General features: G+C 64.4%; 24 protein-coding genes. 19 read left to right on the top strand and 5 right to left on the bottom strand.

Features of this window, described 5'->3' with window-relative positions:
• Window positions 1–11 precede the first annotated feature (11 nt).
• The 4 genes from M3I53_RS08735 to M3I53_RS08720 all read left to right on the top strand — a co-directional run bounded on the left by M3I53_RS08735 (window position 12) and on the right by M3I53_RS08720 (window position 4,117).
• A complete protein-coding gene (locus tag M3I53_RS08735; RefSeq protein ID WP_254315544.1) occupies window positions 12–956 on the top strand; it encodes an outer membrane lipoprotein-sorting protein in 945 nt (314 codons plus the stop codon).
• Window positions 957–986: 30 nt separating this feature from the next.
• Window positions 987–1,823, top strand: a complete 837-nt coding sequence (locus M3I53_RS08730) for a hypothetical protein (RefSeq protein WP_254315543.1) — start codon at window positions 987–989, stop codon at window positions 1,821–1,823.
• Window positions 1,820–3,538, top strand: coding sequence for a c-type cytochrome (locus M3I53_RS08725; protein ID WP_254315542.1), 1,719 nt, complete (start codon window positions 1,820–1,822; stop codon window positions 3,536–3,538). The genes M3I53_RS08730 and M3I53_RS08725 overlap by 4 nt, the downstream gene beginning before the upstream one ends.
• A 159-nt stretch (window positions 3,539–3,697) precedes the next feature.
• Window positions 3,698–4,117, top strand: coding sequence for a DUF1269 domain-containing protein (locus M3I53_RS08720; RefSeq protein ID WP_375542483.1), 420 nt, complete (start codon window positions 3,698–3,700; stop codon window positions 4,115–4,117).
• A gap of 154 nt (window positions 4,118–4,271) precedes the next feature.
• Here M3I53_RS08720 and M3I53_RS08715 read toward each other — a convergent pair whose 3' ends face one another.
• The gene (locus M3I53_RS08715) at window positions 4,272–4,904 is read right to left on the bottom strand and encodes a lytic transglycosylase domain-containing protein (protein WP_375542487.1); all 633 of its coding nucleotides are present in this window, start codon (window positions 4,902–4,904) and stop codon (window positions 4,272–4,274) included.
• A 553-nt stretch (window positions 4,905–5,457) separates the two neighbouring features.
• On the opposite strand from M3I53_RS08715, the gene M3I53_RS08710 reads away from it, so the two are divergent.
• A complete protein-coding gene (locus M3I53_RS08710) occupies window positions 5,458–6,237 on the top strand; it encodes a response regulator transcription factor (protein WP_254315682.1) in 780 nt (259 codons plus the stop codon).
• 17 nt (window positions 6,238–6,254) lie between these two features.
• On the opposite strand, the gene M3I53_RS08705 is transcribed toward M3I53_RS08710, so the two are convergent.
• Window positions 6,255–7,388, bottom strand: a complete 1,134-nt coding sequence (locus tag M3I53_RS08705) for a PAS domain-containing sensor histidine kinase (RefSeq protein ID WP_254315540.1) — start codon at window positions 7,386–7,388, stop codon at window positions 6,255–6,257.
• Between the two features lie 285 nt (window positions 7,389–7,673).
• On the opposite strand from M3I53_RS08705, the gene M3I53_RS08700 reads away from it, so the two are divergent.
• The 13 genes from M3I53_RS08700 to M3I53_RS08640 all read left to right on the top strand — a co-directional run bounded on the left by M3I53_RS08700 (window position 7,674) and on the right by M3I53_RS08640 (window position 19,032).
• The gene (locus M3I53_RS08700) at window positions 7,674–8,297 is read left to right on the top strand and encodes an SCO family protein (RefSeq protein WP_254315539.1); all 624 of its coding nucleotides are present in this window, start codon (window positions 7,674–7,676) and stop codon (window positions 8,295–8,297) included.
• A 30-nt stretch (window positions 8,298–8,327) separates the two neighbouring features.
• Entirely contained in the window at window positions 8,328–8,996 is a 669-nt protein-coding gene (locus M3I53_RS08695) for a response regulator transcription factor (RefSeq protein ID WP_254315538.1), read from the top strand.
• A 180-nt stretch (window positions 8,997–9,176) separates the two neighbouring features.
• A complete protein-coding gene (gene gspG, locus M3I53_RS08690) occupies window positions 9,177–9,644 on the top strand; it encodes a type II secretion system major pseudopilin GspG (RefSeq protein WP_375542482.1) in 468 nt (155 codons plus the stop codon).
• 55 nt (window positions 9,645–9,699) lie between these two features.
• The gene (locus M3I53_RS08685; RefSeq protein ID WP_254315537.1) at window positions 9,700–10,902 is read left to right on the top strand and encodes a type II secretion system F family protein; all 1,203 of its coding nucleotides are present in this window, start codon (window positions 9,700–9,702) and stop codon (window positions 10,900–10,902) included.
• An 18-nt stretch (window positions 10,903–10,920) separates the two neighbouring features.
• Window positions 10,921–12,645, top strand: coding sequence for a GspE/PulE family protein (locus M3I53_RS08680; protein ID WP_375542481.1), 1,725 nt, complete (start codon window positions 10,921–10,923; stop codon window positions 12,643–12,645).
• Complete coding sequence (locus M3I53_RS08675) at window positions 12,626–13,516, top strand: hypothetical protein (protein WP_254315536.1); 891 nt, start codon at window positions 12,626–12,628, stop codon at window positions 13,514–13,516. Before M3I53_RS08680 ends, M3I53_RS08675 begins: the two co-directional genes overlap by 20 nt.
• Window positions 13,513–14,043, top strand: coding sequence for a hypothetical protein (locus M3I53_RS08670; RefSeq protein ID WP_254315535.1), 531 nt, complete (start codon window positions 13,513–13,515; stop codon window positions 14,041–14,043). Before M3I53_RS08675 ends, M3I53_RS08670 begins: the two co-directional genes overlap by 4 nt.
• The gene (locus tag M3I53_RS08665; RefSeq protein ID WP_254315534.1) at window positions 14,040–14,606 is read left to right on the top strand and encodes a hypothetical protein; all 567 of its coding nucleotides are present in this window, start codon (window positions 14,040–14,042) and stop codon (window positions 14,604–14,606) included. Before M3I53_RS08670 ends, M3I53_RS08665 begins: the two co-directional genes overlap by 4 nt.
• Window positions 14,603–15,190 (top strand): hypothetical protein, encoded by a 588-nt coding sequence (locus M3I53_RS08660; RefSeq protein WP_254315533.1) that lies wholly within the window; start codon window positions 14,603–14,605, stop codon window positions 15,188–15,190. Before M3I53_RS08665 ends, M3I53_RS08660 begins: the two co-directional genes overlap by 4 nt.
• Window positions 15,191–17,446 carry a type IV pilus secretin PilQ gene (locus M3I53_RS08655; protein WP_254315532.1) on the top strand — a complete coding sequence of 752 codons (2,256 nt, stop codon included), beginning with the start codon at window positions 15,191–15,193 and terminating at the stop codon, window positions 17,444–17,446. It begins immediately after the preceding gene.
• A gap of 24 nt (window positions 17,447–17,470) precedes the next feature.
• Window positions 17,471–17,998: a type II secretion system protein gene (locus M3I53_RS08650; protein ID WP_254315531.1), complete on the top strand. Its 528-nt coding sequence runs from the start codon at window positions 17,471–17,473 to the stop codon at window positions 17,996–17,998.
• Between the two features lie 9 nt (window positions 17,999–18,007).
• Window positions 18,008–18,397, top strand: a complete 390-nt coding sequence (locus M3I53_RS08645; protein ID WP_254315530.1) for a type IV pilin protein — start codon at window positions 18,008–18,010, stop codon at window positions 18,395–18,397.
• A complete protein-coding gene (locus M3I53_RS08640; protein WP_254315529.1) occupies window positions 18,394–19,032 on the top strand; it encodes a type II secretion system protein in 639 nt (212 codons plus the stop codon). The genes M3I53_RS08645 and M3I53_RS08640 overlap by 4 nt, the downstream gene beginning before the upstream one ends.
• A 135-nt stretch (window positions 19,033–19,167) precedes the next feature.
• Here the strand turns inward: M3I53_RS08640 and M3I53_RS08635 are convergent, their stop codons facing one another.
• The 3 genes from M3I53_RS08635 to M3I53_RS08625 all read right to left on the bottom strand — a co-directional run bounded on the left by M3I53_RS08635 (window position 19,168) and on the right by M3I53_RS08625 (window position 21,982).
• The gene (locus M3I53_RS08635; RefSeq protein ID WP_254315528.1) at window positions 19,168–20,445 is read right to left on the bottom strand and encodes an SUMF1/EgtB/PvdO family nonheme iron enzyme; all 1,278 of its coding nucleotides are present in this window, start codon (window positions 20,443–20,445) and stop codon (window positions 19,168–19,170) included.
• A gap of 135 nt (window positions 20,446–20,580) precedes the next feature.
• Window positions 20,581–21,339 (bottom strand): helix-turn-helix domain-containing protein, encoded by a 759-nt coding sequence (locus tag M3I53_RS08630; RefSeq protein WP_254315527.1) that lies wholly within the window; start codon window positions 21,337–21,339, stop codon window positions 20,581–20,583.
• A 181-nt stretch (window positions 21,340–21,520) separates the two neighbouring features.
• Complete coding sequence (locus tag M3I53_RS08625; RefSeq protein ID WP_254315526.1) at window positions 21,521–21,982, bottom strand: universal stress protein; 462 nt, start codon at window positions 21,980–21,982, stop codon at window positions 21,521–21,523.
• 328 nt (window positions 21,983–22,310) lie between these two features.
• Here M3I53_RS08625 and M3I53_RS08620 point away from each other — a divergent pair, with 328 nt between their 5' ends.
• Complete coding sequence (locus tag M3I53_RS08620; protein WP_254315679.1) at window positions 22,311–23,873, top strand: MFS transporter; 1,563 nt, start codon at window positions 22,311–22,313, stop codon at window positions 23,871–23,873.
• Window positions 23,874–23,966 lie beyond the last annotated feature (93 nt).

The following is a 23,966-nucleotide window of genomic DNA, read 5'->3' as shown; positions in this document are numbered from 1 at the left end:
GGAGATGACTCATGAACCGCTTACTTTCGCTGGCGATTCGGACCGCGTCGGTGGTGACGCTCGTGGCAAGCGCTCCGTTCGCGCTCGCGGGGTCTTCTGCGGCGAGCGCCCAGACCGCGGGCGCGGCGCACATGAGCGCGGCGCAGATCGTCGAGCGCAACGTCGCGGCGCGCGGCGGCCTGCAGGCGTGGCACGCGGTCAACGCGATGACGATGTCGGGGCAGCTCGAGGCGGGCGGCACGAAGAACACCAAACTTCCCTTCACGATGACGCTCAAGCGCCCGCGCAAGAGCCGCATCGAGGTCCGCTTCAACGACCAGACGGCCTTCCAGGTCTACGACGGCGCGCAGGGCTGGAAGGTCAGGCCGTTCCTCGGCCGCAATGAAGCGGAGCCCTACACGCCCGCGGAGGCCAGGGCGGCCGCATCGTGGGCCGAACTGGACGGTCCGCTCATGGACTATGCGGCGAAAGGCACGCGCATCGACGTGCTCGGCATGGAAATGGTCGAAGGCCACCGCGCGTATTTGCTCAAGCTGACGCTGAAGGACGGCACGTCGCGCCGCGTATGGATCGATGCGGCCAGCTTTCTCGAACTGAAGATCGATGGCGACCCGCGCAAGCTCGACGGCAAGATGCACAACGTCGCCATCTTCTATCGCGACTACCGCAAGGAGGGCGGTCTCGTCATGCCGCATACGCTCGAGACGGTTGTCGTCGGCGCGAGAGGCACGCACAAGCTGATCATCGATAAGGTCGCGCTGAACCCGCAGGCGGACGACACGCTCTTCGCCAAGCCGCAGCTCACGGTGTCGAAAGTCACGCACCCGGCGCCCGTCGTCAGCGCGAACCCGGGCCCGAGCGCGAGCCCGAACCCGAGCCCGCGTCCGGCGGCGAGTGCGAACCCAGGCGCAAATGCCGGGGCGCACGCCGGCACGCGCCAGAGCGCGAGCCACTAGCCGCTGGGTGCCCCCATGAGGTTGACGGTCATGAAACCAGTCGCGGTATGGGTGCTTGCCGGCAGCGTTGCGGCGGTCGTATTCGCGGGCGAGCAGATCCCCGCGCACGACCTGGGCGTCGATGAGATCGTCGAGAAGAACGTCGAGGCGCGAGGCGGCCTCGACGCCTGGCGCAAAGTCCAGACCATGATCTGGTCCGGTCACGTGGATAGCGCCAATGCGCCTGCACCTGACCTGCCGTTCGTCCTCGCCATGAAGCGCCCGAACAAGACACGCTTCGAGGTCACCGTGTTCAACCAGAAGTCCGTGCGCGTATTCGACGGCAAGCAAGGCTGGAAACTCGGCCCGAACGGCATGGGCAGCGCGACGCCGCGGCCGTACTCGATGGATGAGGCGATGTCCGCACGCGACGAGCAGGTAATCGACGGGCTCCTGATCGACCATGAAGCGAAGGGCGTCACGGTCACGCTCGAGGGCAAGGATCAGGTGGGCGGGCGCGATGCGTATCGCCTTGCCGCGAAGCTGCCTTCCGGTGTGATCCGCCATGTGTGGATCGACGCACAAACGTTTCTCGACGTGCAGGTCGATCATCAGGTGCGTACGCCGCGCGGGCAGACGGTCGTCGTGGAGGTGAACTACAGCGACTTCAGGAGCGTCGAGGGACTGCAGATACCGCTCGAGATCGAGAGCGGGGCAGCGGCGTCCGACAAGAAGGACAAGCTGACCATCGACAAAGTGTCGCTCAATCCGGCGCTGGACGATGGAATCTTCACGAGACCCGCGCCGCCGCAGATGCACCGCAAACCGGTTTCGATCGACGTCGATGCCTCGCCGGCGCTGCCTGGCGCCGGATATCCGTCGCCATGATCATGAAACGCGCGGCAAGCAGGCCAGCAGGCCGCACACGGTTGCCGTCGCTGGCGGCGCGATGGCTCGCTCCATGCGCGTTGCTCGCCGCGCTGATCGTGCCTGCGCGCGAAGTGCATTGCGCGCCTGCCGCCGAGCGAGTCGCGACCGCGAGCGCCGGGCAGGCCCTCTATCAGCAGGGCGTACTGGGTTCGGGCGAAGCGCTCGAGGCGATGCACGACGGGGGCGTGCGCCTGCAAGGCGCGGCCGCGGCCTGTGTGAACTGTCATCGCCGCAGCGGCCTGGGCTCGAGGGAAGGCAACAGCAGCATCCCGCCAATCAGCTGGCGCTACCTCGTCGAGCCGCGCGCACAAAACCCGGAAGAGGGCGAGTTGCCGTACGTTCCCGGGATGCGCGCCGAACGTGAACCGTACACGGAGGTGACGGTCGCGCGCGCCATTCGCGAAGGCATCGACTCCGAAGGCAAGCCGCTCAGCAGCTTGATGCCGCAGTACGCGCTGAACGACGCCGATATGCAGGCGCTAATCGGTTATCTGAAGCAGCTCGATCGGCGCAGGCCGACGGGCGTCACGGAAACCGTGCTGCACTTTGCGACGGTCATCACCCCCGATGCGGACCCGGTGAAGCGCGCGGGGATGCTCGATGTGCTCACGCATTACTTCGCCGACAAGAACGTCTTTCCGCTCGGTGCGGTGCCGCCGTTGCGTTCGTCGCGCAAGATGATGTTCATGGTCAATCGCCGCTGGGAACTGCACGTGTGGGAGCTCAAAGGTCCGCCGGACACCTGGCGCGGGCAACTCACGCAGTTTCTGGCCCGGCAGCCCGTGTTCGCGGTGTTGTCGGGTCTCGGCGGCAAAAACTGGGCGCCGATTCACGACTTCTGCGAGCAGGAGGCCGTGCCGTGTCTCTTTCCCAACGTCGAGGTGCCGATCGAAAACGATCGCGACTTCTATTCCGTTTATTTCTCGAAGGGCGTGCTGCTCGAGTCGGAGCTGATCGCGGCCCGCATCGTCGATGAAGCCGGCGCGCCGCAGGCGCTGGGAACGAAAGAGGCGAAAGCGCCGACGCACGTGTGGCAGGTCTATCGCACCGGCGACAACGGCGAACGCGCGGCGCAGTCGCTCGCCACGGCGCTGGCGGCTCACGGCATTGCGGTATCGAACCACGCGCTCGCCCGCGGTGAGGGCATTGCCGGTGCGATGCATGGCATACCGCGTTCGGATGTGCTCGTATTGTGGTTGCGACCGCCCGATATCGCGGCGCTCGCGAGAATCCCTCCAGCGACGCATACAGTGTTCATGTCAGGCCTCATGGGCGGGCTGGACAGTATTCCCTTGCCGACGAGCTGGCGTGGCGTCACGCGCCTTGCGTACCCGTTCGATTTGCCGGAGGGCCGGCGTGTGCGCGTCGACTACGCCTTCGGCTGGTTTTCAATCAGACAGATACCGATGGTGGCTCCCCAGGTGCAGGCGGACACCTACCTTGCCTGCGGTCTGCTCGCCGAGACCCTGAGCCATATGGTCGATGCGTTCGTGAGGGACTATCTGGTGGAGCGGATTCAGGACATGCTCGAACGACGCATCCTGACGGGTTACTATCCGCGCCTGACGCTGGCACCGGGGCAGACGTTCGCGTCCAAGGGCGGCTATATCGTCCGCTTTGCCGGGCCGGACCACATCAAGCTCGTCGCGGATGGGGACTGGATCGTGCCGTGAGATCGATGGTGCTTTGCGGGGGCGTGCCGTGCGTCTGCACACTTTCGACGGAAAGCGGGGGTCGCTCAAATGCAACGCGTCTACTTTCTGCTGCCCACCGCACAGCGCGCGCGAGCGGTCGTCAGCGAACTGCTTTTGCATCGGGTCGAGTGGCGGCATATGCATGTCATGGCCAATGAGAGCGTGTCGCTCGACGGCTTGCCGCAGGCATCGCTTGCGCAACGCAGCGATCTGCTCGCTTCGCTGGCACGAGGTGCGGCAGCAGGTTGTGCGACCGGATTGCTGGTGGCGCTGATTGCTCTTGTCTGGCCGCCCGAAGACGTACGGATAGCCGGCGGCACTGTGGTGATCCTCATACTCTCAAGCGCGGGATTCGGCGCGGGGGTAGCGGCGATGATAGGCGTCGAGGTACGAAACACACGATTGAAGCGCTTCGAGGAAGCGATTCTCCGCGGCGAACTTCTGGTGATGATCGACGTCCCGAAGGAGCGCGTGGAGGAGATCGAGCAGATGATCGAGCTTCACTATGCATACGCGCACGGCGTGGGCGCGGACAAGACCATACCCTTGTTTCGGTGATGTGCGCCCGCACGCGGTAGACAACGCAGGGAGAGCGTAGGACGAAGCACCCAGCAAGTGCACGTTCTACGTCGCAGAGGGCGTCCGGCCGACTGAACTGGTCCTCAGTCGGCCGGTTCGCTATGCCGGCAGTCAGGGGCGCGCAAGCGGGCGATTAACTGGCCGCAAGAAGCTGCTTGTAGCGCGCCAGGACGCGCGGAACGTACAGACGTGTTTCCGGCAGCGACGGCACGCGATAGCCGGCGCGAATCACCGCATTCTCACCGGCGTTGTAGGCGGCCAGCGTGAGTTCTACATCGTCCTTGAATAGATCGAGAAGGAAGCGCAGATAGCGGGCGCCGGCCAGCACGTTGTCTCGCGGATTGAACATGTCGCCTTGCGAGAATCGCGCAGCGGTCTGCGGCATCAACTGCATCAGTCCCAGCGCGCCTTTGTCGGAAACCGCCTTCGCGTTGTAGCCCGACTCGATGTCGATCACCGCGCGAAGTAGCTCGGGTTGAACGCGAAAGGAGCGGCTCGCTTCATCGATCACGTCCGCGTACAGGGGCGAGTCGGCGCCGCCCGGTGACTTGCGCGACCGGCGCCTCGCGCCGGGTTCGCCCAGCGGTTCGCCCGCGACGATTACCTTCAATCCTGGCTTGCCGCGCACGTTCGTCAGAACGATGGCGCCGTTGCTGTCGACCGTGCCGAAAATTTGCGCGCACGCCGTTTCCGGCAACACCGCACCGAGCATCGCGAATGCGGCAATGATCGCGTTTCCGAAGCGGGATGACGGGTGGCAATGCATCGTTGTTTTCTCCTGCACCTGAATTGTGGTGGAAGAAAAAACGGCTCGGCAATGGGGCACCTCCCTACACTTTGTGACGCGAAGGAGCGGCCCAAAAGCACATTGCAAAAACTTAACATTCGAAATAAATGGTAATAGGCGGTAATCAACGGCACCGGCTAACGCCGTCATGGCTGGCGCTTTAATTCTTCTCGCCGGATGCAAATATCATCCATCAATTTTCACGCAATGATAAAAATGAACGAGTTTCCCGCCATCCATGGCAGCAGCTAATCTTCTGGAGATTTCAGAAGAGTTCGAAACTGAAACATTTTTCGGCACTCGATGCGCGGCCGAAGTGTCCCGGAAAGTGGAGATGCGCGCCGTTGCTTGCTCTGCGAGAAGTGGCGCGAACCTTGCGACGGCACGCCCACACACAGTAATCAGAAAATAACATAAAGCTAACAGTTAGGAATTCGAATGTAAACAGTGAAAGCTGTGTGGAAGGGAAGAATTTCGTCGAATCGTTAATGCGGTTATGGCGGCCGAGGGCAGGGGTACCGGGAGACAAGACGTGAATACCAAATGTCGCGTTGTAATCGCAGAGGATCACGATCTGCTGCGAAATGGTCTACGTTCGATGCTGTGTGCGCAAGCCGACTACGACGTCGTCGGCGAAGCGCGGGACGGCAAGGAAGCCTGCCAGCAGGCGATGACCCTCGCCCCCCAGCTGATCCTGATGGACCTGTCGATGCGAGGGATGAACGGCATCGACGCCAGCGCGACAATCAAACGGCGATCGCCGGGCATCCGGATCATCGCGCTCACGGTGCATCAAAGCGAGGAGTACGTGCGGGAAGCGCTGCGTGCCGGCGTCGACGGTTACGTGCTGAAGGACGTCTCGTTCGAGGAACTGCTGGTCGCGATGCGCTCGGTCATGCAGGGCAAGAAGCATCTGAGTGCGGACGTCTACGGGTATATGGTCGACTCGTTCGTCAGCGGCCGCGAAGCGCCCGCACCGAAGCATGCCTGGGATGTGCTGACGGCGCGCGAGCGCAGCGTGCTGAAGCTGATCGCGGAAGGGCGCACCAACCGGCAGGTCGGACAATATCTGAACCTGAGTCCGAAGACGATCGAGAAGTATCGCGCGAGCATGATGCATAAGCTCCATATCGCCAACCTGACCGAACTGGTTCTCGTTGCGATGAGCATGGGCTTGCTGACCTCGCTCGCAGCCAAATGCGCCGAGCCGGACGTGGACGACGCGCATGTACCGGAACGCGCCGATCCGGCGCCGGGCTCGGGGCCGGGCGGCGAAGAGCCCGAATACCGGCTGGGCGAGACCGGAACCTGAGTGCGGCGAGGGCAGCGCTAGCGCGTCCAGGTCGCGCAGACGAGGGTCCCGCTCGTCGCGGACGACTCGATCGAAAACGCGCCGCCGTGCATCTCTACGCGGTGCTGCATGCCGATGAGTCCCAATCCGCTCGCATACGCTTCGTCCGTGGCGAATGGATGGCTCTCGTAGCCAATGCCGTTGTCCTGAATCGTCAACATCAAACGGGCCGCGTCGCCGCGCAGGCTGAGCGAGATTTCTGTCGCATCGGCATGCTTGACGGCGTTGTTCAGCGCCTCCTGAGCGACTCTGAACATGTCGGCTTTAAGATGTTCGGGCACGTCATTGTCCGCGACATCGCAGTCGAACACGACCGACATCGCCTCCGTGCCGCGTTCGATGCGTCGGCACAGTGAACCCAATGCCGCGGGCAGCCCCAGTTTGTCGAGCATGAGCGGCCTCAGTTCACCGCATATCTGCCGCACGTCGCCGATCGTTTCGCGGATCCTGAACACGGTTGAATCCAGCAGCTGCACCGCATCGTCGACTTGGCCGCGACGGATGCGCATCAGCGCGTCCTCTGTCATCAGCTTGACGAGGGTGAGTGCCTGGCCAAGGCCGTCGTGCAACTCCGAAGCGAGACGCTGGCGTTCTTTCTGCTGACCTATCATCAGATATGTCTGGCACAACCGCTCGCTTGCGTCGAGCAAATCGACGGGGTCGGCAGACCTGGGCTCGACCATCAGCGGTTCCTCGAACAGCGTCAGCGAGACGGCCGAATCCATCGCTTTCGTGGGCACCCTCTGCTGATGCAAGGCAAGCCGCGTTGGATGACCGGTTCGACCGGTGAGCACGGCCGTAAACGAATGAAAATCGCGAGCCGCGCTGGCGGACAATTCATCTGCCAACGCGGCATGAGCGTCGTCTGGCGCGAGCTCGACGAGACTCTTGCCGACGAGTTCGGCGCTCGAATAGCCGAGCAGCGCGGCAGCGCTGCGGTTTACCGACACGAAGGTGCCATCGGGCGCGAGAATCGCGAGCGCGGCGCCGCGCGCGTCGGTGACGACGCCGGGGTCGGGGTGGCTGGCGCAGGCCGCACGACGAAGCTTGCGCATTGCTTCGATCAGATCGAGCAATCTTACCTGCGGTCCTCCTGGCTGAATCGCATCCATTGGAACTCCCCCGATGCGTCGACATAAGCAGATCGTAAGAATACCGGGATTTTAGGCCGTGATCGATGCGGGCCGCAACGGGGAATTTGTGGGCTCGTAGTATGGGGAGCCCCCCATTGCCCGGTGCGGGTTTTCCATCAAGCGGGCATACCCTACCGTCCTTTGGGGTCCCTCCACCAATGACGGTCGTTGGCAAATTCATGACACTGGGCTCGCGAGGGGTTGAAAGCGCCGCGACCTGCGCATCGCGAGAAGCGACCTTTCTCCTCACTTCTGGAGACCGGTATGAACAGGACTGCAAAATTAAGGATCGGGGTACTGGCGGCGGTGGCACTCGCGGCACCAGCAGCATGGAGCGCACCTGCCGACGACGCCGCTGCCGATCCTCACATGCATCATCACATGATGGCGGGGATGACGACGCGCACGACCGAGCAATACACGCTGCCTTCGGTCGACCTCGTGCGCGATGACGGCAAGACCGTTTCGCTCGTCGACGAGTTGAACGATGGCCGTCCGGTGATCGTGACGTTCATCTATACCACGTGCACGACGATCTGCCCGATGACCAGCCAGACGCTGGAGCAATTTCAGAACGATCTGGGCAGCGACCGGGACAAGGTCCATATCGTCTCGATCTCGATCGATCCGGAAGAGGACACGCCTGCGCGTCTGAAGGCCTATGCGGCCAGGTTCGAAGCCGGCCCCGAGTGGCAGCACTATACCGGCACGGTCGAGGCGAGCATCGCGGCGCAGCGCGCGTTCAACGTCTACCGGGGCGACAAGATGAATCACACGCCGGTTGCGTTCCTGCGCGCCGCGCCGGGCAAGCCCTGGCTGCGCATCGACGGCTTCGCCACGCCGTCGGAACTGCTCGCCGCCTATCACGACGTCGTCGCTTCCAACTAGGCCTGCAGCGTCCCGCACGGAGCGACGAAATTGGAAAAAAGACATCGTGTGCTGATTGCCGAGGACCAGCATTTATTGCGCAGCGGTCTTTGTCGCATGGTTTCCGAACTGGACGACTACTGCATCGTCGGCGAGGCGAGCGGCGGGCTCGAAGCTCATCGCCTCGCGAAAGAGATGCTGCCCGATCTGATCCTGATGGATCTGACGATGCCCGGCGGCAGCGGCTTCGAAGCGATCACCGCCATCAAGCGCGAGTCCCAGCGCGTCCGGATCATCGTCCTCACCGTTCACTGGAGCGAAGACCATGTGCGGGAGGCGTTCGCCGCGGGTGCCGACGGCTACGTGGTCAAGGACGCGTCATTCGATCAACTGGTGCGGGAAATGCGCTTCGTGATGAAGGGCAAGCGCGTGGCCGGCGCCAACCGGATCAGCGGCGGTGCGCACGGATCGCAGGAGGACTTCGCCCACAAGGCGCAGCTCTGGAACGCGTTGACGGGCCGCGAACGCACGGTGCTGCGGCTCGTCGTCGAAGGGCACACCAACCGTCAGGTCGGCGCCTGCCTGAGTCTGAGCCCCAAGACCATCGAAAAGCATCGCGCGAACCTGATGCGCAAGCTCGGCATCAGGAACCTGAATGGCCTCGTGCGCATTGCGATCGACATGGGCGTGCTGTCGTTGCCCGACGACGAGCATGTGTGATATCCCTCCAGACGGGTTCGTGCAACTGGAGGGTCTTTACCCATGTCTTTGGACGGCACTCCCTACTTATTGCCCGTATCGACCTGAACAAGAATGCATTCAACGGCTTCAGCGGCGCTGAAGCGGTGAGTCGATACAGGGGGAGCCGTGCATAGCGAATCGACCTCTATCCAACGCGGTGTGCGGAGGCCCGAGTCACAGGCGCCACGGCGTTGCGCCGGTTTTGCGGCACCGGCACGCACGTATGCGCGCCGCGGCTTCACGCTGCTCGAACTGCTGGTCGTGATGGTCATCATCGGCTTGCTGGCCGGTCTCGTTGCGCCCCGATATTTCGAACAGGTCGGCAAGTCGAACGTCAAGATCGCGCGTGCGCAGATCGTGTCGCTCGGCCAGGCGCTCGATCAATACCGACTCGACGTCGGCGCCTATCCCACGACCGAAGAAGGCCTCGAGGCGCTCGTGGAGAAGCCGCAGAACGCCACGCGGTGGAGCGGCCCGTATCTGCAGAAGGCGGTGCCCGTGGATCCGTGGGATCGCCCGTATCAGTATCGTTCGCCGGGCGACCACGGCGACTACGACCTGTTTTCGCTCGGCAAGAACGGACGCGGTGACGGCTCTGGCGAGAACGTCACGATCTCGTCGTGGTAGGAGTGCGCGGCGAGGCCGCCGCGCCGCTGGTGGGTTCTCAGCAAGGAGAGTCGACGTGAAGTACCTGCTGCGTGTCTTCGATACGAATGGCTCGGTCCAGACGCTTCGCATCGACAGCGAAACGCCCGCGGCAGCCACGGCACTCGCGCGTTCGCGCGGTCTGCGCGTCGTTTCGGTGCGCGCCGAGGGTGGCCGGCGGCGGCAACGTGCGAACCGGCTGGGGCTTCCCGGAGGCCGCTTCAACGTCGAACTCTTCGCGCGCGAACTGGCCGCGCTGCTCGATGCGGGCGTCGGTGTCGTCGACGCGTTGCGCACGCTTGGCGGCAACGAGCGCCGCGAGACGTCGGCGCAGGTGTATCGCGACCTCTTGCGTCAGCTCGAAGAAGGGTACTCGCTGTCTGCGGCGCTCGAGCACGCAAGCCATATCTTCCCGCTGGTGCTGGTCGCGTGCGTGAAGGCGAGCGAGCAGACCGGCGGTCTCGCCGACAGCCTCACGCGCTACTCGCGCAACAGCGCGACCCTCCACGAGCTACGCGCACGCGTGGTGTCCGCGGCGATCTATCCGACGGTTCTGCTATTCGTCGGCGCGGCGGTCGTCCTGTTCCTGCTCGGTTTCGTGGTGCCGCGCTTCGCGAGCCTGCTCGAACACAGCGGGCGCGAGTTGCCGCTGCTGTCGCGCATGCTGATGGCCTGGGGCGGGTTGGTGCACGCGCACGGCTCCGGGCTGTCCATGAGCGTCGCAGTGCTGGCCGTGGCGACTGGCTTCGCGTTGCGCCGCCCATTCGTGCGCAACTGGATCGCCGACCGCATGCTGGCGCTGCCCGGTATCGGGCAACATTTCCGCGTGTTTCGTCAGTCGCAGTTCTATCGCACGACGGCCATGCTCGTCGACGGCGGCATACCGGCCGTGAAAGCCTTCGACCTCGCACAGGGCCTCGTAGGACGAGCGGACCAGACGGCGCTCGCGCGCGCGCTGCACCGGGTGCGCAACGGCGCGAAGGTTTCGGACGCGTTTCAGGAGGCGGGGCTCGCCAACGCGATTGCGTACCGCCTGTTGACGGTCGCGGAGAAGACGGGCGGTCTCGGCCCCGTGCTCGACCGCATCGCGGCGTTCCAGGAGGCGCAGGTATCGCGCACGATCGATCTGATTTCGCGCTTGATCGAACCCGCGATGATGATCTTCATCGGCGTGGTGATAGGCGGGATCGTGGTGCTGATGTACATGCCGATCTTTGAAATTGCGTCGAGCATTCAGTAGACCGAATTGGGGAAGCGCGTGGATACCCTCATCGCCCAGCCGGATGGCACACAAGCCGAAGCGCGCGCAGATCTGCGCGGCGCACTGAGAGCGCTCGGCGAACGGCATGGTTCCGGCATTCGCGCGCTCGAGGAGCTGATGGCGCAAACCTCGCTCAGTGCGGACCAACTGCGCGTGCAGCTGGCAGCGCTCTTTCGCATGAAGTCGATCGGCATGCGCGAGCTGAATCAGCTCGAACCGGATTTCGAAGTGATTTCGTTCGTCGAAGCAACGACTCGGCTTTGCGTGTGCTTCCACGATCCCGACGTCGATCACGGGATGCTATTCGCGATCGCCGATCCGCTCGATGCGCGCACGCGCGGCTGGGTCGAGCATCGGATGCGCTCGCAGCCGGGCTTGCCGTATAGCTGGGCGCTCGCGAGCGCGGGAGACATCAATGCGTATCTGAGCGTGCGCGAAAAGGACGTGCGCGCGATGGACTCCCTCGCGTTCGACGACCCGATCCAGAACACGGTTGATCCGGCCTCGCTGGCGTTGACGCTGCAGGGCATCAGCAGCGACGACAGTCCGGTGGTCAGACTGCTCAACTCGACGATCTATGACGCGCTCAAGATGATGGCGAGCGACATTCACCTCGAATGCCGCGCGAATGGGTTGATGATCAAGTGCCGCGTGGACGGCGTGCTCGCCGTGGTCGGCCGTGCCGAGGGCCGCGACGTCGCGGATCAGGTGCTCTCGCGCGTGAAAGTGATCTCCGAGCTCGACATCGCCGAGCGGCGCGTGCCGCAGGACGGCCGTTTCAAGGCGCAGTACGCGGGGCGGGAAATCGACTTCCGCGTGTCGATCATGCCGAACCAGTTCGGCGAGGACGCGGTGCTGCGGATCCTCGACCGCTACCAGCTTTCGCAATCGGCGGGCGGCCTGACGCTCGAGGCACTCGGCTTTCAGGAGGGAGATACGCGTTTCATGCGCAAGCTCGCGTCGATGCCGTACGGCATGCTGCTCGTCACGGGTCCGACCGGCAGCGGCAAGACGACGACGCTCTACGCGATCCTCACGGAAATCAACAACGGCCTCGAGAAGATCGTGACGATCGAAGATCCGGTCGAATACCAGCTGGGTGAAATTCTGCAGATCCCGGTCAACGAGGCGAAAGGGCTCACGTTCGCCCGCGGGCTGCGCTCGATTCTGCGGCATGACCCGGACAAGATCATGGTCGGGGAAATCCGCGATCCGGAAACGGCACAGATCGCCGTGCAGGCGGCACTGACCGGGCACCAGGTGTTCACGACCGTACACGCGAACAACGTGTTCGACGTGATCGGCCGTTTCACCAACATGGAGGTCGACCCGTACAGCTTCGTCTCCGCGCTCAATGGCGTGGTGGCCCAGCGCCTGTTGCGGCGATGCTGCCCGGACTGCGTGACCGAAGACAGGGTGGATACGGAAACGCTCATCCGTTCGGGCATCGACCCGGACGCGGCGGGCGGCTACCTCTTTCGCCGCGGTGCGGGCTGTGGCGCTTGCCGTGGCAGCGGCTATCGCGGACGGCGTGCGATCGCCGAGGCCCTGCGCATGAACGACGAGCTGCGGCAATTGCTGTCGGAGCGCGCGCCGCTCGGCCACATCAAGGCCGCGGCGATGCGCTACGGCATGCAGACACTGCGCGTCGCCGCGATCGATCTGGTGAAGCGCGGCGAAACGACTCTCGAGGAGATCAATCGTGTCACGATGGTCGAATAGTCCGGTTTCGATCGGAGTCGGCACACGCGAGATCGTCGTCGGCGTACGCGCGCCCGGACTTTGGCGCCCGCGCAAGCAGGTGCCGCCTCCGGAGCCGGCCAGCTTCACGATTCCCGATGACGAGTACGGCACAGAAGCGGGTTTGCTCGACGCGCTGCGTACGGCGCTCGTCACCACGCCCGGGGCCGATGCAGATGATGCGGATGAACAAGCGCCCCGCGAGGCGAAGCCATCGACGCGCAACGCACACGTGGTGCTGGACGACTTCTGGGGCATCCACGCGATATTGCGCGGCGACTTTCGCACGCTGCGAGCGCGCGAACTCGAAGAGGTCGCGCTGGCCCATTTCACCGACACCTACGGGATCGACGGCGCAACGCTGCTGGTGCGCTTCTGCGTGCAGCAGGGCGGCCGCGCGCTGTTTGCGAGCGCCATGTCCCGCGCGCTCCATGACGGCATTCATGAAGTCGGCGCCGCCGGACAGGTGCGGATTGGGCGCCTGAAACTGTGTCTGCCCGAGATGCTCAATAGCATCGACATGGCGGCGGGCGGCGACGCACTGCTGATGTTCGTCGCTGAGGAGCTGATGCAGGCCGTGATGATCGAGCAGCGCGGCTGGGCCGCCTACGATGCTCAGCGCCTGTTTCCCGGCGACGCGGGCAATGCGCCACGGCTTGCCGAGTTGGCCGAGCAGCTGTTCGAGCGCTCGGCGACGCGAGCGGGCCTCAAGCGGGAGGACTGCACGATCTATCTGTTCGGCAACGACACTGACCCGGCGCCGTTCGAAGCGCGCTTTGCGGCCGCGATACGGCCGGCACAGCCGACGACGGAGAACTCGCCCGCGCGCCGGCTGATGGAGTATGCGCAATGATCCAGCTCCTCGATATCGACTTCGGCAGGCGGCGCGCACGCGCCGGGACGAGCGGCCTGATCTTGCTGTGCGTCGCCGTTGTGCTGCTGCTCGGATGCGGCGCGCGGCTCTGGCGTGCTTATGCCGAGAACGATCGCGTGCAGGCGCAGCTCGACGCCGTGCGGCACCGGACGTTCGCGCAGAGACACGCGGTGACGCCGCCGCTCACGCCGGCCGCCAGGCTGGCGGAAAAGCAGAGCCTGTCGATACTGCGCGAACTGACCGTACCGTGGCAAGACCTCTTTTCGATCGTGGAAGATTATCCGGACCATGATGTGGCGTTGATCGGCATCGACCAGAACCCCGCGCAGAGCCAGATTCGCATCACGGCCGAAGCGAAGAATATCGACGCGATGATTGCGTACCTTAAGTATCTGCAGACCAGCGTGCTGCTGCGCGAAGCGGTACTCAACGATCATCTGGTCGAGAACAACGTGCCGGGCAAGCCGGTTCGTTTCCAGATCACCGCCGTCTGGAGGAAGTCATGAATGCGGCTCAGTTGCGCGACCGTCTGCTGACACTTCGATTCGAGCTGCGGCGTCTGTTCGGCTTGCCCGGATTAATCGGTGTCCTGATGATCGGCGCAGCGATACTCATGTGCGCCGAGATTGCCAGCGTGGAGGCCGATACGAGTGAGATGCGGGCCCCGGCGCAGGTCGTACAGGCGGCAAAGACACGCCATGCGGCTGGCAAGCACGATGCGCAGGTCGACGCGGTAGCGCTCGAGGCCTTGCCGGAGCTGTTCCCGCGCTTTTCGCAAAGTGCGGATGATATCGCGTCCATATTCGAGCAGGCGCGCGGCAGCAACCTGTCACTCGGGTCCGCCGAGTACCAGGTGAGCACGGATGCGGGCGCGCGCTTCACGCGCTATCAGGTGATGCTGCCCGTCAAGGATCAGTACAGTGCGATCCGGCATTTTCTCGCGTTGGTGCTCAATAACGTGCCGAATGCGGCGCTGAGGGAAATCCATGTGGAACGTCCCGCGGTGGACGGCAATATTCTCGATGCGCGGGTGCGCTTCGAACTGATTTACCGGAGCGCCCAGCCATGAAACCCGCTCTGCGCATGCGTGTGCTGCTGGTGTTTTGCGCAATCGCGGCCGCCGGGGCAGGGTATCGCGTGCTGGTCGCGGCGCGCCAGATGCCGGCGCCAGTCGCCGCGCTCGACAGCCAGCATCCCAACGACACGCACGCGCGGCCGGATGCCAGGCGCCGTACGCACCCGTCCGAGGCGGCCGCGAAGGCTGCGGCGACTGCGTCTGCGTCTGCGGCGTCGTCGTCGGCTCATGCGAAGCTCGTCTCGTTGCGCGCGCCGCTTTCCCTCGAATCGGCTCACGATCCCTTCACGGCGTCTTCCTGGCTTCCGCCGCCGCCCGTCGAAGTGCCGGCCGCGCCGGTGCGTCCCGCGCCCCCCACCGCGCCGCCCGTGCCTTTCGCCTACGTGGGGCAGCTCGATGCCAAGGCGGCCAAGCCGCAAGTCTTTCTCAGCAATGCAGACCAGTTGCTGATCGTGTCGCCGGGCGACGTGATCGACAACCAGTACCGCGTCGAGTCGGTGTCGGAGTCGGACGTCGTGTTGACCTATTTGCCGCTGCACGAAAGACAGGTGGTCGCCATTCCACGAGAGGACAAGTAAATGAAAACCTCACGCACTCGGGGTGCGGACCGCGACTCAGGCAGCGGCCCAGCAACACGCCTTTCCCCAGTCATCGGGCTCCCTGTTCCTCGCCCGGACGCGATGCAGGTCGCGAGAAGACGCGCGCTTGCCATCGCCGTGTCGGTGCTCGCCTTTAGCGGCTGCGTGCACGTCCCGAACGTGCATGACGACCCGACCGACGCCCAGGCGAAGGTCGACTATTTGAACCAGCGCAACGCCCAGGTCAGCACGCTGCTCGACCAAGCCGATCAGTACCGCAAGAACTATCAGTACGACGAAGCGATCCGCAATCTCTTCCAGGCGTACGACATCGACCCGACCAATGAGCGCATACGCAAGATTGGCCTGCAGATCGATCAGGACCGCAAAGACCTGGCCATCCTGCAGGAGGCCGAACGCATGATGAAGCGCGGGGCGTATGCGCAGGCGGCCGAGCGGGTGCACCGCGTGCTGGTGGAGAACCCGACCAACACCCTTGCGCAGCAGATGCAGACGGAACTCAACGCCAGGCTCAGCCAGCAGCGGGCGGATCGCGATGACAAGCTCGCGGCTTCGTCGATCATGCAAAAGCCCGTGACGCTGCAGTTTCGCGACGCGAACGTGCGCATGGTATTCGAAGCGTTGTCGCGCACCACGGGATTGAACGTGATCTTCGACCGCGACGTCCGCGCTGATCTGAAGACGACGATCTTCGTGACGAACGCGTCGGTGCAGGACACGGTCGACATGATCCTGATGCAGAATCAGCTCGACAAGAAGCAGCTCAACGCGAACACGCTGTTCATCTATCCCGCCACGCCTGCGAAACAGCTCGAATATCAGGAACTCAAGGTGCGCACGTTCCAGTTGTCGAACGTCGACGCCAAGCAGATCCAGCAGTTGCTCAAGAGCATCCTGAAGGTCAAGGAAGTCGTAATCGACGAGCGTGCGAATACCGTGACGGTTCGCGGCACACCCGACACGATCAAGGTTGCCGAGGAGATGATCGCCGCGCAGGATTTGCCGGATCCCGAGGTGATGATGGAAGTCGAGGTGCTGGAAGTGTCGCACGAGCGCCTCACCGATCTGGGTATCGACTGGCCTAACTCGTTCACGATGTCGACGCCGAGCACCGCGACGACATGGGGCTTGCTGCATCATCTGACGATCAATGAACTGAATGTCAGCAGCCTCTCGGCCACGGCGAACTTCAAGCTCACCGATACCGACGCGAATCTTCTCGCGAGCCCGCGCATAAGGACGCGCAACAACGAGAAGGCGCGCATCATGATCGGCGATAAGGTGCCGGTGATTTCGAGTTCCAGCACGCCGAGCACGAGCGGGCCGTCCTATACGCAAATGATTCAGTACCTCGATGTCGGCATCAAGCTCGAGGTGCAGCCACGGGTCTATCGCGACGGCGACGTCGGCATCCAGTTGAATCTCGAAGTCAGCAACATCACGAATACGATTTCAAGCAGCAATTCGAACGGCCTGAATTCGCTCGCGTATCAGATCGGAACGCGCAGCGCCTCGACGAGCCTGCGCCTGCGCGATGGCGAAACGCAGATTCTGGGCGGCCTCATCTCGGACGAAGACCGCAGGAATGCCAACAAAGTGCCCGGTCTTGGCCAGTTGCCGGTGCTGGGGAGGCTGTTCTCCAACCACCAGGGCGACCATGTCAAGACGGAGATCGTGTTGCAGATCACCCCGCACATCGTCCGGCCGCAGCTAGCCGCCGATGCGGATACACAGGAATTGTGGTCGGGTACCGATGTCAATGTGCACGCCGATCAGCTCCGGCTGGATCCCGTCGTGGCGAACGCGGCAACGTCCGTGGCGCCTGCGGGCAAGCCGATGCCGGGCATGGTCGGCGGCGGCACGGTTGGCGGCGCGTCGTCGCGAGGCGGAGCCGAAGCGTACCCCGCGCTGCCGTCGCCTTCGAATGGCGCGTTCGGACAAATGGCCCCGCCGCCGCGCACGACGCCGCCGCCCGAACCCTACGGCGGCCGCTTCTCGCGAACGCCGACGCCGCAAGCGGCTCCCGCGCAGCAGTCCGGCCAGAGCGCGGCGCCGGCACCCGCCGAACCAACGGCCGCGGAGCAGACGGGCGGCGAGGCCGCGGCCGCCGCGGCACCGGCCCCCGCGCCCCCGCCCGCGGCGCCTGCAGCGCCTGCGCCGCCGCCAATGCTGACTATGCCGCCTGGCACCATGCCGAGCGATAACCCGCTTCGCCCAGTCGAGGGTGGGTACTGAGCCGTGGCTACCGCAACGAGAACGATGCGCTTGCGCGCCACACGCCAGCTCGATCAGCGCGGATTTACGCTGATCGAACTGGTGGTTACGCTCGCGCTCGTCGGCGTTCTCGCGCTCGCAATCATGCCATTCTCGGAACTGATGGTGCAGCGTCAGAAGGAGCAGCAGCTGAGCGACGCATTGCGCGAGATCCGTACCGCGCTCGACGCCTACAAGGAGGCGAGCGATACCGGTCTCATCGACAAGGATGCCGAAGCGTCCGGCTATCCGCCGACGTTGAGCGTGCTCGTGACGGGCGTGAAGAACGCCAGGGATCCGAAGGGCGGACTGCTGATGTTCCTGCGTCACGTGCCGCGCGATCCTTTCTTTAGCGGCGACCCGGACACGCTTGCGGAAGACACGTGGAGCGTGCGCTCTTATGGCGAGCCGCCGGATCCGGCGGCGGCCGGCGACCCGGGCATGAGCGGCGAACAGGCTGGCAAGGATGTGTTCGACGTGTCGTCGAAATCCGATCGCGTCGGCATTAACGGCATCCCGTACAAACAATGGTGACGATGCATCATGAAACCCGCTCGCACGCACAAGGCCCGCGGCTTCACGCTGATCGAACTCGTCGTCGTGATGGCCATCATCGGCCTGCTTCTGACAATCGCGGTGCCGCGCTACATGCACAGCATCGAACGCGGCAAGGAGCAGGTCAGGCAGCAGAACGTCGCCGTGATGCGCAATGCGATCGATCAGTACTACGGAGACAACGGCCAATATCCCGAGACGCTCGACGAACTGGTGGCGAAGCATTACTTGCGCGCCGTCCCCGTAGATCCCGTCAATGGCGATGACAAATGGGCGGTGATCGCTTCGCCGGACGAAAACAAGCCGGGCGTCTACGACGTGGCGCCGGCGAGCGCTCCTCAGGGAGCGCCACCGCGCGCAGAAGGGAGCGCCAAATGAGCCGCGCGGCCGGCACGTCGCGTTTCGCCTCGCGCGCGAAAGCGCGGGCGAGGCAACGCGCGCGGCCGCGTGCCGCGCATGAGGGCGGGTTGGTGCTGCTGACGCTCCTGATTGCGCTGATGCTGCTGTCGATTGCTCTGGCGGGGGCGCTCGACGTGTGGTCGCTGCAACGCCGCCGCGAGCAGGAGAAGCAACTGCTGTTCGCCGGCAACCAGTATCGGCTCGCGATTCTGCGCTACTACCGCGTCGGCCGGGCTTATCCCGCATCAGTCGATGAACTGCTCGACGACCGACGGTTTCCCAAGCCCTTGCACCATCTGCGCTTTGCCTATCCGGATCCGGTCACGGGCAAGAACGACTGGGTGCCGATGCTGCAGGGCGATCGGTTCTACGGTGTCTTCAGCCGCTCAGACGAGGCCACGATCAAGCGCGCGGGATTTCCGCGGCAATACGAGGATTTCGAGGGGGCGCAGACCTACGACGGATGGAAGTTCCTGTTTCTGGCCCCGGGCCTGCGAACCACGCAAAGCAATGCCGGCGGCCTCGCCGCGCCCGGGAAATCGACCAGCTTTCCCGCGCTGTCTGGATTCGACGGCGGCTTCTTGCCAGGGCAGCGGGTGCCCGGCTCACGGTAAGCCGATCTTGCACGCTATCGTGTCGCGATGGCACATTCCACGAGAAACGCCATGACGGCCTTGACGGCCGGCGTGCGACGGAGGTGGGGATAGGTCGCTTGCCGATCGCGCTCTGCCGTGTGTTCGATTGGCGAGTCAGTTGCGCACGCAGCGAAATCCCGCATAAACATACTGATAACGCGGCTGAAACCAGTTGCGGAACGTTGGTCGCAACATGCACTGGGCCGTGCGCGGCGAGCCGCCCTTCATTGCGTAGTGCTGACCGTCGAAGAAGTTTGCCGAATACCCTTCATAGAACGGGAACGCCTTGAAACCCGGCAGTGGACCGAAGAGCGTGGAGGTCCACTCCCAGCCGTTGCCGTACAGACCCTCCACGCCCCACGTGCTGGCGCTGTCCGGCGTGGCGTCGACGGCCACCGGATTCCAGTCGCGGAAATCGAAGTTGTCGCTGCGGCCGGGCAGGGCGCCGTGCGCCGCGCGCTGCCACTGCGCCTCGCTCGGCAGCGCCATGCCGCGCCAGCGCGCAAAGGCGCTGGCCTCGGCGTGGCTCACATACACGGGCCATGCAAGCGGCAATGCGATGTCTTCGAACATCGTGCGCAGCGTCCAGCCTTCGGCGCCGCGCGACCAGAACACGGGGTGCGCCACGCGTGCGCTTTCCTTCCATGCCCAGTCCGCGTCGTTCCAGAGTTCGCGCTTGTGGTAGCCGCCGTCTTCGATGAATTCGAGAAACGCGCCGTTCGTCACCATGTAGCGGTCGATCTCGAAGGCCGGCACGTCGACCTGCTGCTCGCCGAACTCGTTGTCCCAGCCGAACAGGCCACGCTCGGCGGTCATGCCGAGTTCCGTGCGGCCCGCGGGCACGTGCACCGTTGCGGCCTTGACCGTATAGAGCGGGTCGGTTCGCGCGCCCGTAGCGGCGGGCGCCTGCTTTTGTGCGAACGGCAACTGGTGAAGCATGTAGGCGAGCGTTTCGACGTGCATGAGCCGATGTTCGATCGCGACGTTCAGCAACTGCCCCGGCGTGTCGTGATTGGAGGCATCGGGCGGCAGGTCGAGCGTCGAGAGCTGCGCGTCGATGCGGCTGCGTGCGTCGCGTCCATAGGCCAGGACTTCGGCGAGGTCGGGCCAGTCGGCGGGCACATCGGTCGGCAGGCCGCCATCGACAGGATCGATGCCGAACGCGAACAGCTGGTCGAGGCGCGCATCGGCGGAGGGCAGGTCGAACAGGCGCTTGTCGAAGAGGTTACGGTCGAATGCTTCCAGATGACCCATATAGAACACGATGCGGTGCCGCTCCCGAATGGGCCGCTCGTACAGAAACTCGGGCTTGACGACGTTGAAGAGCGCGTCGCTGGCGCTGCGCGCCGCTTCGAGACGGGCCGCGAGCGTGGGGGATTGCGGGAGATGCATTTCGGCGATTCTCCTTGCGTGGGCGTAGTACGAAACTTTAACTCCCGCGCAGGAGTTGTGCCAACGGCGTTGCCGCGCCAGCAAGGCGCGGCGTCGGAATCCCCGGGGGGCCGCCCGCCGGGGGTTTGCCGGGAATTACAGATGCCGCAGACCTTCGATATCGATGATACGGATCAGCTTGCCCTGCGCGTCGATCAGGCCGCGCTTTTGAAATCTCGACAGGGTGCGGCTCACCGTTTCGAGCGTCATGCCGAGATAGCTGCCCATATCCTCACGCGTCATGCGCAGGTTGAACTCCGCATGCGAATAGCCGCGCTGGCCGTTGCGTTCGGAAACGTCCAGCAGGAACGCGGCGACGCGTTCGTCGGCGGAGAGCGAGCCGAGCACCATCATTTGCGACGATTCGCGGATCAGCTGCTCGCTCATGAGGCGGTGCAGCCGGTCTTGCATGGCGCCGGTTTCGCGGCACAAATGCTTGAGCGCCGAGTAGGGGATAAGGCAGACCGAGCTGTCTTCGAGCGCCACGGCGCTGCAGGTGTGGAAGCCGGTGCTGATGCCGTCGAGGCCGAGCGGGTCGCCGGCCAGACGCAGCCCGGTGACCTGCTCGCGCCCGTCGCGGTGCGCCATGACCGTTTTGAGCGAACCGGAGCGCGCGACGTAGAGGTTGTCGAAGGTGTCGCCAGCGCGATACAGGGCTTCGCCGCGCCGCACGCTGCGCGCGGAGCATATCAAGGCTTCGAGCTTTGGCAGGTCGTCGAGCGTGAGGCCCTGGGGCATGCACAGGTGCCGCATGGCGCAAACCGAACAGCGCGTGGACGTGCGCGGCGCCGTCGTCAGGGGCGTGCGATTGCTGCGGCGCGCGGTGGTTTGAGAAGCGACGGTATTGTTCAGCATGGACAATGCTCCTTTGATTTCTGTCCAGGCATTGTCTACCGGGGTCGAATCTCAGATTAGTGACAAAGCGACGCGCATTTAAGATGAGTCGTTTTGAGGCTTATCAGAAGCCGCTCACGCGGCGGCTGACGGCGCGCAAGCGACTTTCCAATAGCACCCAGAACTGCCAGCAATCATGCGACTAATGCCCGGCATTTCCGGCGGCCGACGGGATGAGGAGGACGGGCAGCGTTGACTGCCGCACGCAGCGTTCGGCGACGCTGCCGAGGATCAGGCGCTGGAAGCCCCGGCGGCCGTGCGTGCCCATCACGATCAGGTCGGCGCCCGCGGTCTTTGCGGCGTTGAGCACGAGCGTCGGCACGTCGTCGAGCGAGGAGGCTTCGCCCGTGAGCATGGCGCCTTGCACGCCACGCTCGCCCATCGCCTTGTCCATTTCTTCCGCGAGTTCGTTGCCCTGCGCGATCATCTGGTTGCGCAGGATAGACGGGTCGTAGCCCGGCGCGTCGAAATACATGGGCGTGTTCTCGATCACGTAATACGGCTGCAGGGTCGCGCCCATCGCTTTCGCCAGGTCGAGCGCGGCTTCGAAGGCGCGGCGCGAGGTGGCGCTGCCGTCGACGGCGACAAGGATGCGTGTGTACATAAGACCTCCTCTTGGAGTGGGATCGAGAATCGCGCGGCCCCGGGCAATGCTGCGTCGAGGCGTGCGCGGCGTGTCGTGACTGGCGAGAAGCTTAATGGATCGCAGGTCAACACGCAGCCGGACTGTATGAAATGTGGAAGGTGCAGGAAGGAAGATCAAGTAGGTTGCGTCGGAATACCACAGCGCCGTCGGTTTTTCGTTTGCTATGCCGTTATGTTGCACGCGCACCGGCATCCCGTTATCGTTGCCTCTTTTTCGCTCTGCGCAGTCTTCCCCTCCTGTGAAACCTTCCTCCGCTAACCTGCCGTTTCGCGACGCGCTGCTGGCCATGCTCGGCATCGGCCTCGTCAACATGCTCGTCGCACTCGATCAAACCGTCGTCAGCACCGCTTTGCCCTCGATCGTCGCCGAACTGCACGGTTTCGAGTTCTACGCGTGGATCGCGAGCGCCTACCTGCTGGCCTCGGTCGTGACGGTGCCCGTGTTCGGCCGGCTCGGCGACTACTTTGGCCGCAAGCGCTTCGTGATCGCCGCGGTGATCGTGTTTACGGCGGCCTCCGTGCTGTGCGGGCTCGCGACAGACATGCGTTTTCTGGCAGCAGCGCGCGCGCTGCAGGGCGTCGGAGGCGGGATGATGGTGGGCACGGCGTTCGCCTCGATTCCCGATCTCTTTCCCGACCCGCGCGCGCGGGTGCGCTGGCAGGTCGTCATGGCGGCCGCCTACGGCATCGGCACGGCGGCTGGGCCTTCATTGGGCGGCTGGCTCAGCGAGCACTTTGGCTGGCGCTCGACCTTTCTCGTCAACCTGCCGGTCGGCGCGCTTGCGCTCTATTTCATCTGGGCGCATCTGCCGCGCTACCAGCCGGCGCGTACTGGGGAGGTGCGCATCGACTGGACGGGCGCCGCGCTCGTCGCGCTGGTGCTGGGCGGTTTCCAGACCCTGATCGAGGGGGTGCCCAAAAGCGGCCTGACGGCCGGCAACGGCGCGCTCGCGCTGGCGGTCCTCGCCGGCGCGGCGGCGCTGCTGGCCTGCGAGCGCCGCGCGACGCACCCGATCATCCCGCTCGATCTGTTTCGCGACCCGCAGCTCGTCACCCTGTTTACACTCTCGACGCTTTCGGGCTTCGTGATGTTCTCGCTGATTTTTTTCGCGCCGCTCCTGCTGCAGGGCGGTTTCGGGCTGTCGCCCCAGGAGGCAGGCCTGCTCGCCACGCCGATCGCAGCATGTATCGCGCTGGGCAGCCTGATCAACACGCGCATCGTGATCCGGCTGCGCAAGCCCACGACGATTCTCACGGTCGGCTTCAGCCTGCTGGTCGCGGCTTGCGCCGGTCTTGCCTTCGCGTCCCGCCACACGGCGCACCTTTGGCTCGAATTGGCGATGTCGGCGGTGGGCATCGGGCTCGGCTTCATCCTGAACAACCTGAATATTTTCGGCCAGGAGATTGCCGGGCGGGAGCGTTTCGGCATCACGACTGCCTTGCTGCAATCCACGCGCATGGTGGGCGGCATGCTCGGCACCAGCGTCGTGGCGACCATCGTCAACCATCGCTATGCGGCCGGGGTGGGGGACGCGCTGGCGGTGATCGGCGTGCCGCTGCAGCAGCGCTGGCAACCCCAGCTCGCCGATCCGCGCGTGCTGATCGACGCGTCGTTGCGCGAGGGTCTCGTCGCGCAGATGAAGGCGGCGGGACTCGACGGCGCGGCGCTGATCGATGCGGTGCGCCACGTTCTGGTCGATGCGATCCATCTGGGGATCGGCCTGACGGGCTGCGCGGCGCTCGCGGCGGCGCTTTGCGTGGGGCGGATTTCCCACATCCGCTTCAGGCGCAGCGCTTCGGCCGCGCAGAAAACGGCGGAAGCGCGCGCCGACGAGGTCAAGGCCGATTAGGGGCCGCCGCGTTCGGTGTACGCAGTCGGCAGAGGAATTCTGGTTATATTTGTCTGACAAAAACAACAACCTGCCTGGCTGAGCGAGAAGGGC

This window comes from Paraburkholderia sp. CNPSo 3272, assembly GCF_024206495.1.
Classification (GTDB): domain Bacteria; phylum Pseudomonadota; class Gammaproteobacteria; order Burkholderiales; family Burkholderiaceae; genus Paraburkholderia.
This window is presented reverse-complemented; position numbering and strand designations above follow the sequence as displayed.

Excerpts from the sequence above, each read along its gene's own strand:
- M3I53_RS08735 (WP_254315544.1), top strand. The coding sequence starts at position 12 with ATGAACCGCTTACTTTCGCTGGCGATTCGGACCGCGTCGGTGGTGACG.
- M3I53_RS08730 (WP_254315543.1), top strand. The coding sequence starts at position 987 with ATGAAACCAGTCGCGGTATGGGTGCTTGCCGGCAGCGTTGCGGCGGTC.
- M3I53_RS08725 (WP_254315542.1), top strand. The coding sequence starts at position 1,820 with ATGATCATGAAACGCGCGGCAAGCAGGCCAGCAGGCCGCACACGGTTG.
- M3I53_RS08720 (WP_375542483.1), top strand. The coding sequence starts at position 3,698 with ATGCATGTCATGGCCAATGAGAGCGTGTCGCTCGACGGCTTGCCGCAG.
- M3I53_RS08715 (WP_375542487.1), bottom strand. The coding sequence starts at position 4,904 with ATGCATTGCCACCCGTCATCCCGCTTCGGAAACGCGATCATTGCCGCA.
- M3I53_RS08705 (WP_254315540.1), bottom strand. The coding sequence starts at position 7,388 with ATGGATGCGATTCAGCCAGGAGGACCGCAGGTAAGATTGCTCGATCTG.
- M3I53_RS08700 (WP_254315539.1), top strand. The coding sequence starts at position 7,674 with ATGAACAGGACTGCAAAATTAAGGATCGGGGTACTGGCGGCGGTGGCA.
- M3I53_RS08670 (WP_254315535.1), top strand. The coding sequence starts at position 13,513 with ATGATCCAGCTCCTCGATATCGACTTCGGCAGGCGGCGCGCACGCGCC.
- M3I53_RS08665 (WP_254315534.1), top strand. The coding sequence starts at position 14,040 with ATGAATGCGGCTCAGTTGCGCGACCGTCTGCTGACACTTCGATTCGAG.
- M3I53_RS08660 (WP_254315533.1), top strand. The coding sequence starts at position 14,603 with ATGAAACCCGCTCTGCGCATGCGTGTGCTGCTGGTGTTTTGCGCAATC.
- M3I53_RS08655 (WP_254315532.1), top strand. The coding sequence starts at position 15,191 with ATGAAAACCTCACGCACTCGGGGTGCGGACCGCGACTCAGGCAGCGGC.
- M3I53_RS08650 (WP_254315531.1), top strand. The coding sequence starts at position 17,471 with ATGCGCTTGCGCGCCACACGCCAGCTCGATCAGCGCGGATTTACGCTG.
- M3I53_RS08645 (WP_254315530.1), top strand. The coding sequence starts at position 18,008 with ATGAAACCCGCTCGCACGCACAAGGCCCGCGGCTTCACGCTGATCGAA.
- M3I53_RS08640 (WP_254315529.1), top strand. The coding sequence starts at position 18,394 with ATGAGCCGCGCGGCCGGCACGTCGCGTTTCGCCTCGCGCGCGAAAGCG.
- M3I53_RS08635 (WP_254315528.1), bottom strand. The coding sequence starts at position 20,445 with ATGCATCTCCCGCAATCCCCCACGCTCGCGGCCCGTCTCGAAGCGGCG.
- M3I53_RS08630 (WP_254315527.1), bottom strand. The coding sequence starts at position 21,339 with ATGCTGAACAATACCGTCGCTTCTCAAACCACCGCGCGCCGCAGCAAT.
- M3I53_RS08625 (WP_254315526.1), bottom strand. The coding sequence starts at position 21,982 with ATGTACACACGCATCCTTGTCGCCGTCGACGGCAGCGCCACCTCGCGC.
- M3I53_RS08620 (WP_254315679.1), top strand. The coding sequence starts at position 22,311 with ATGCTCGGCATCGGCCTCGTCAACATGCTCGTCGCACTCGATCAAACC.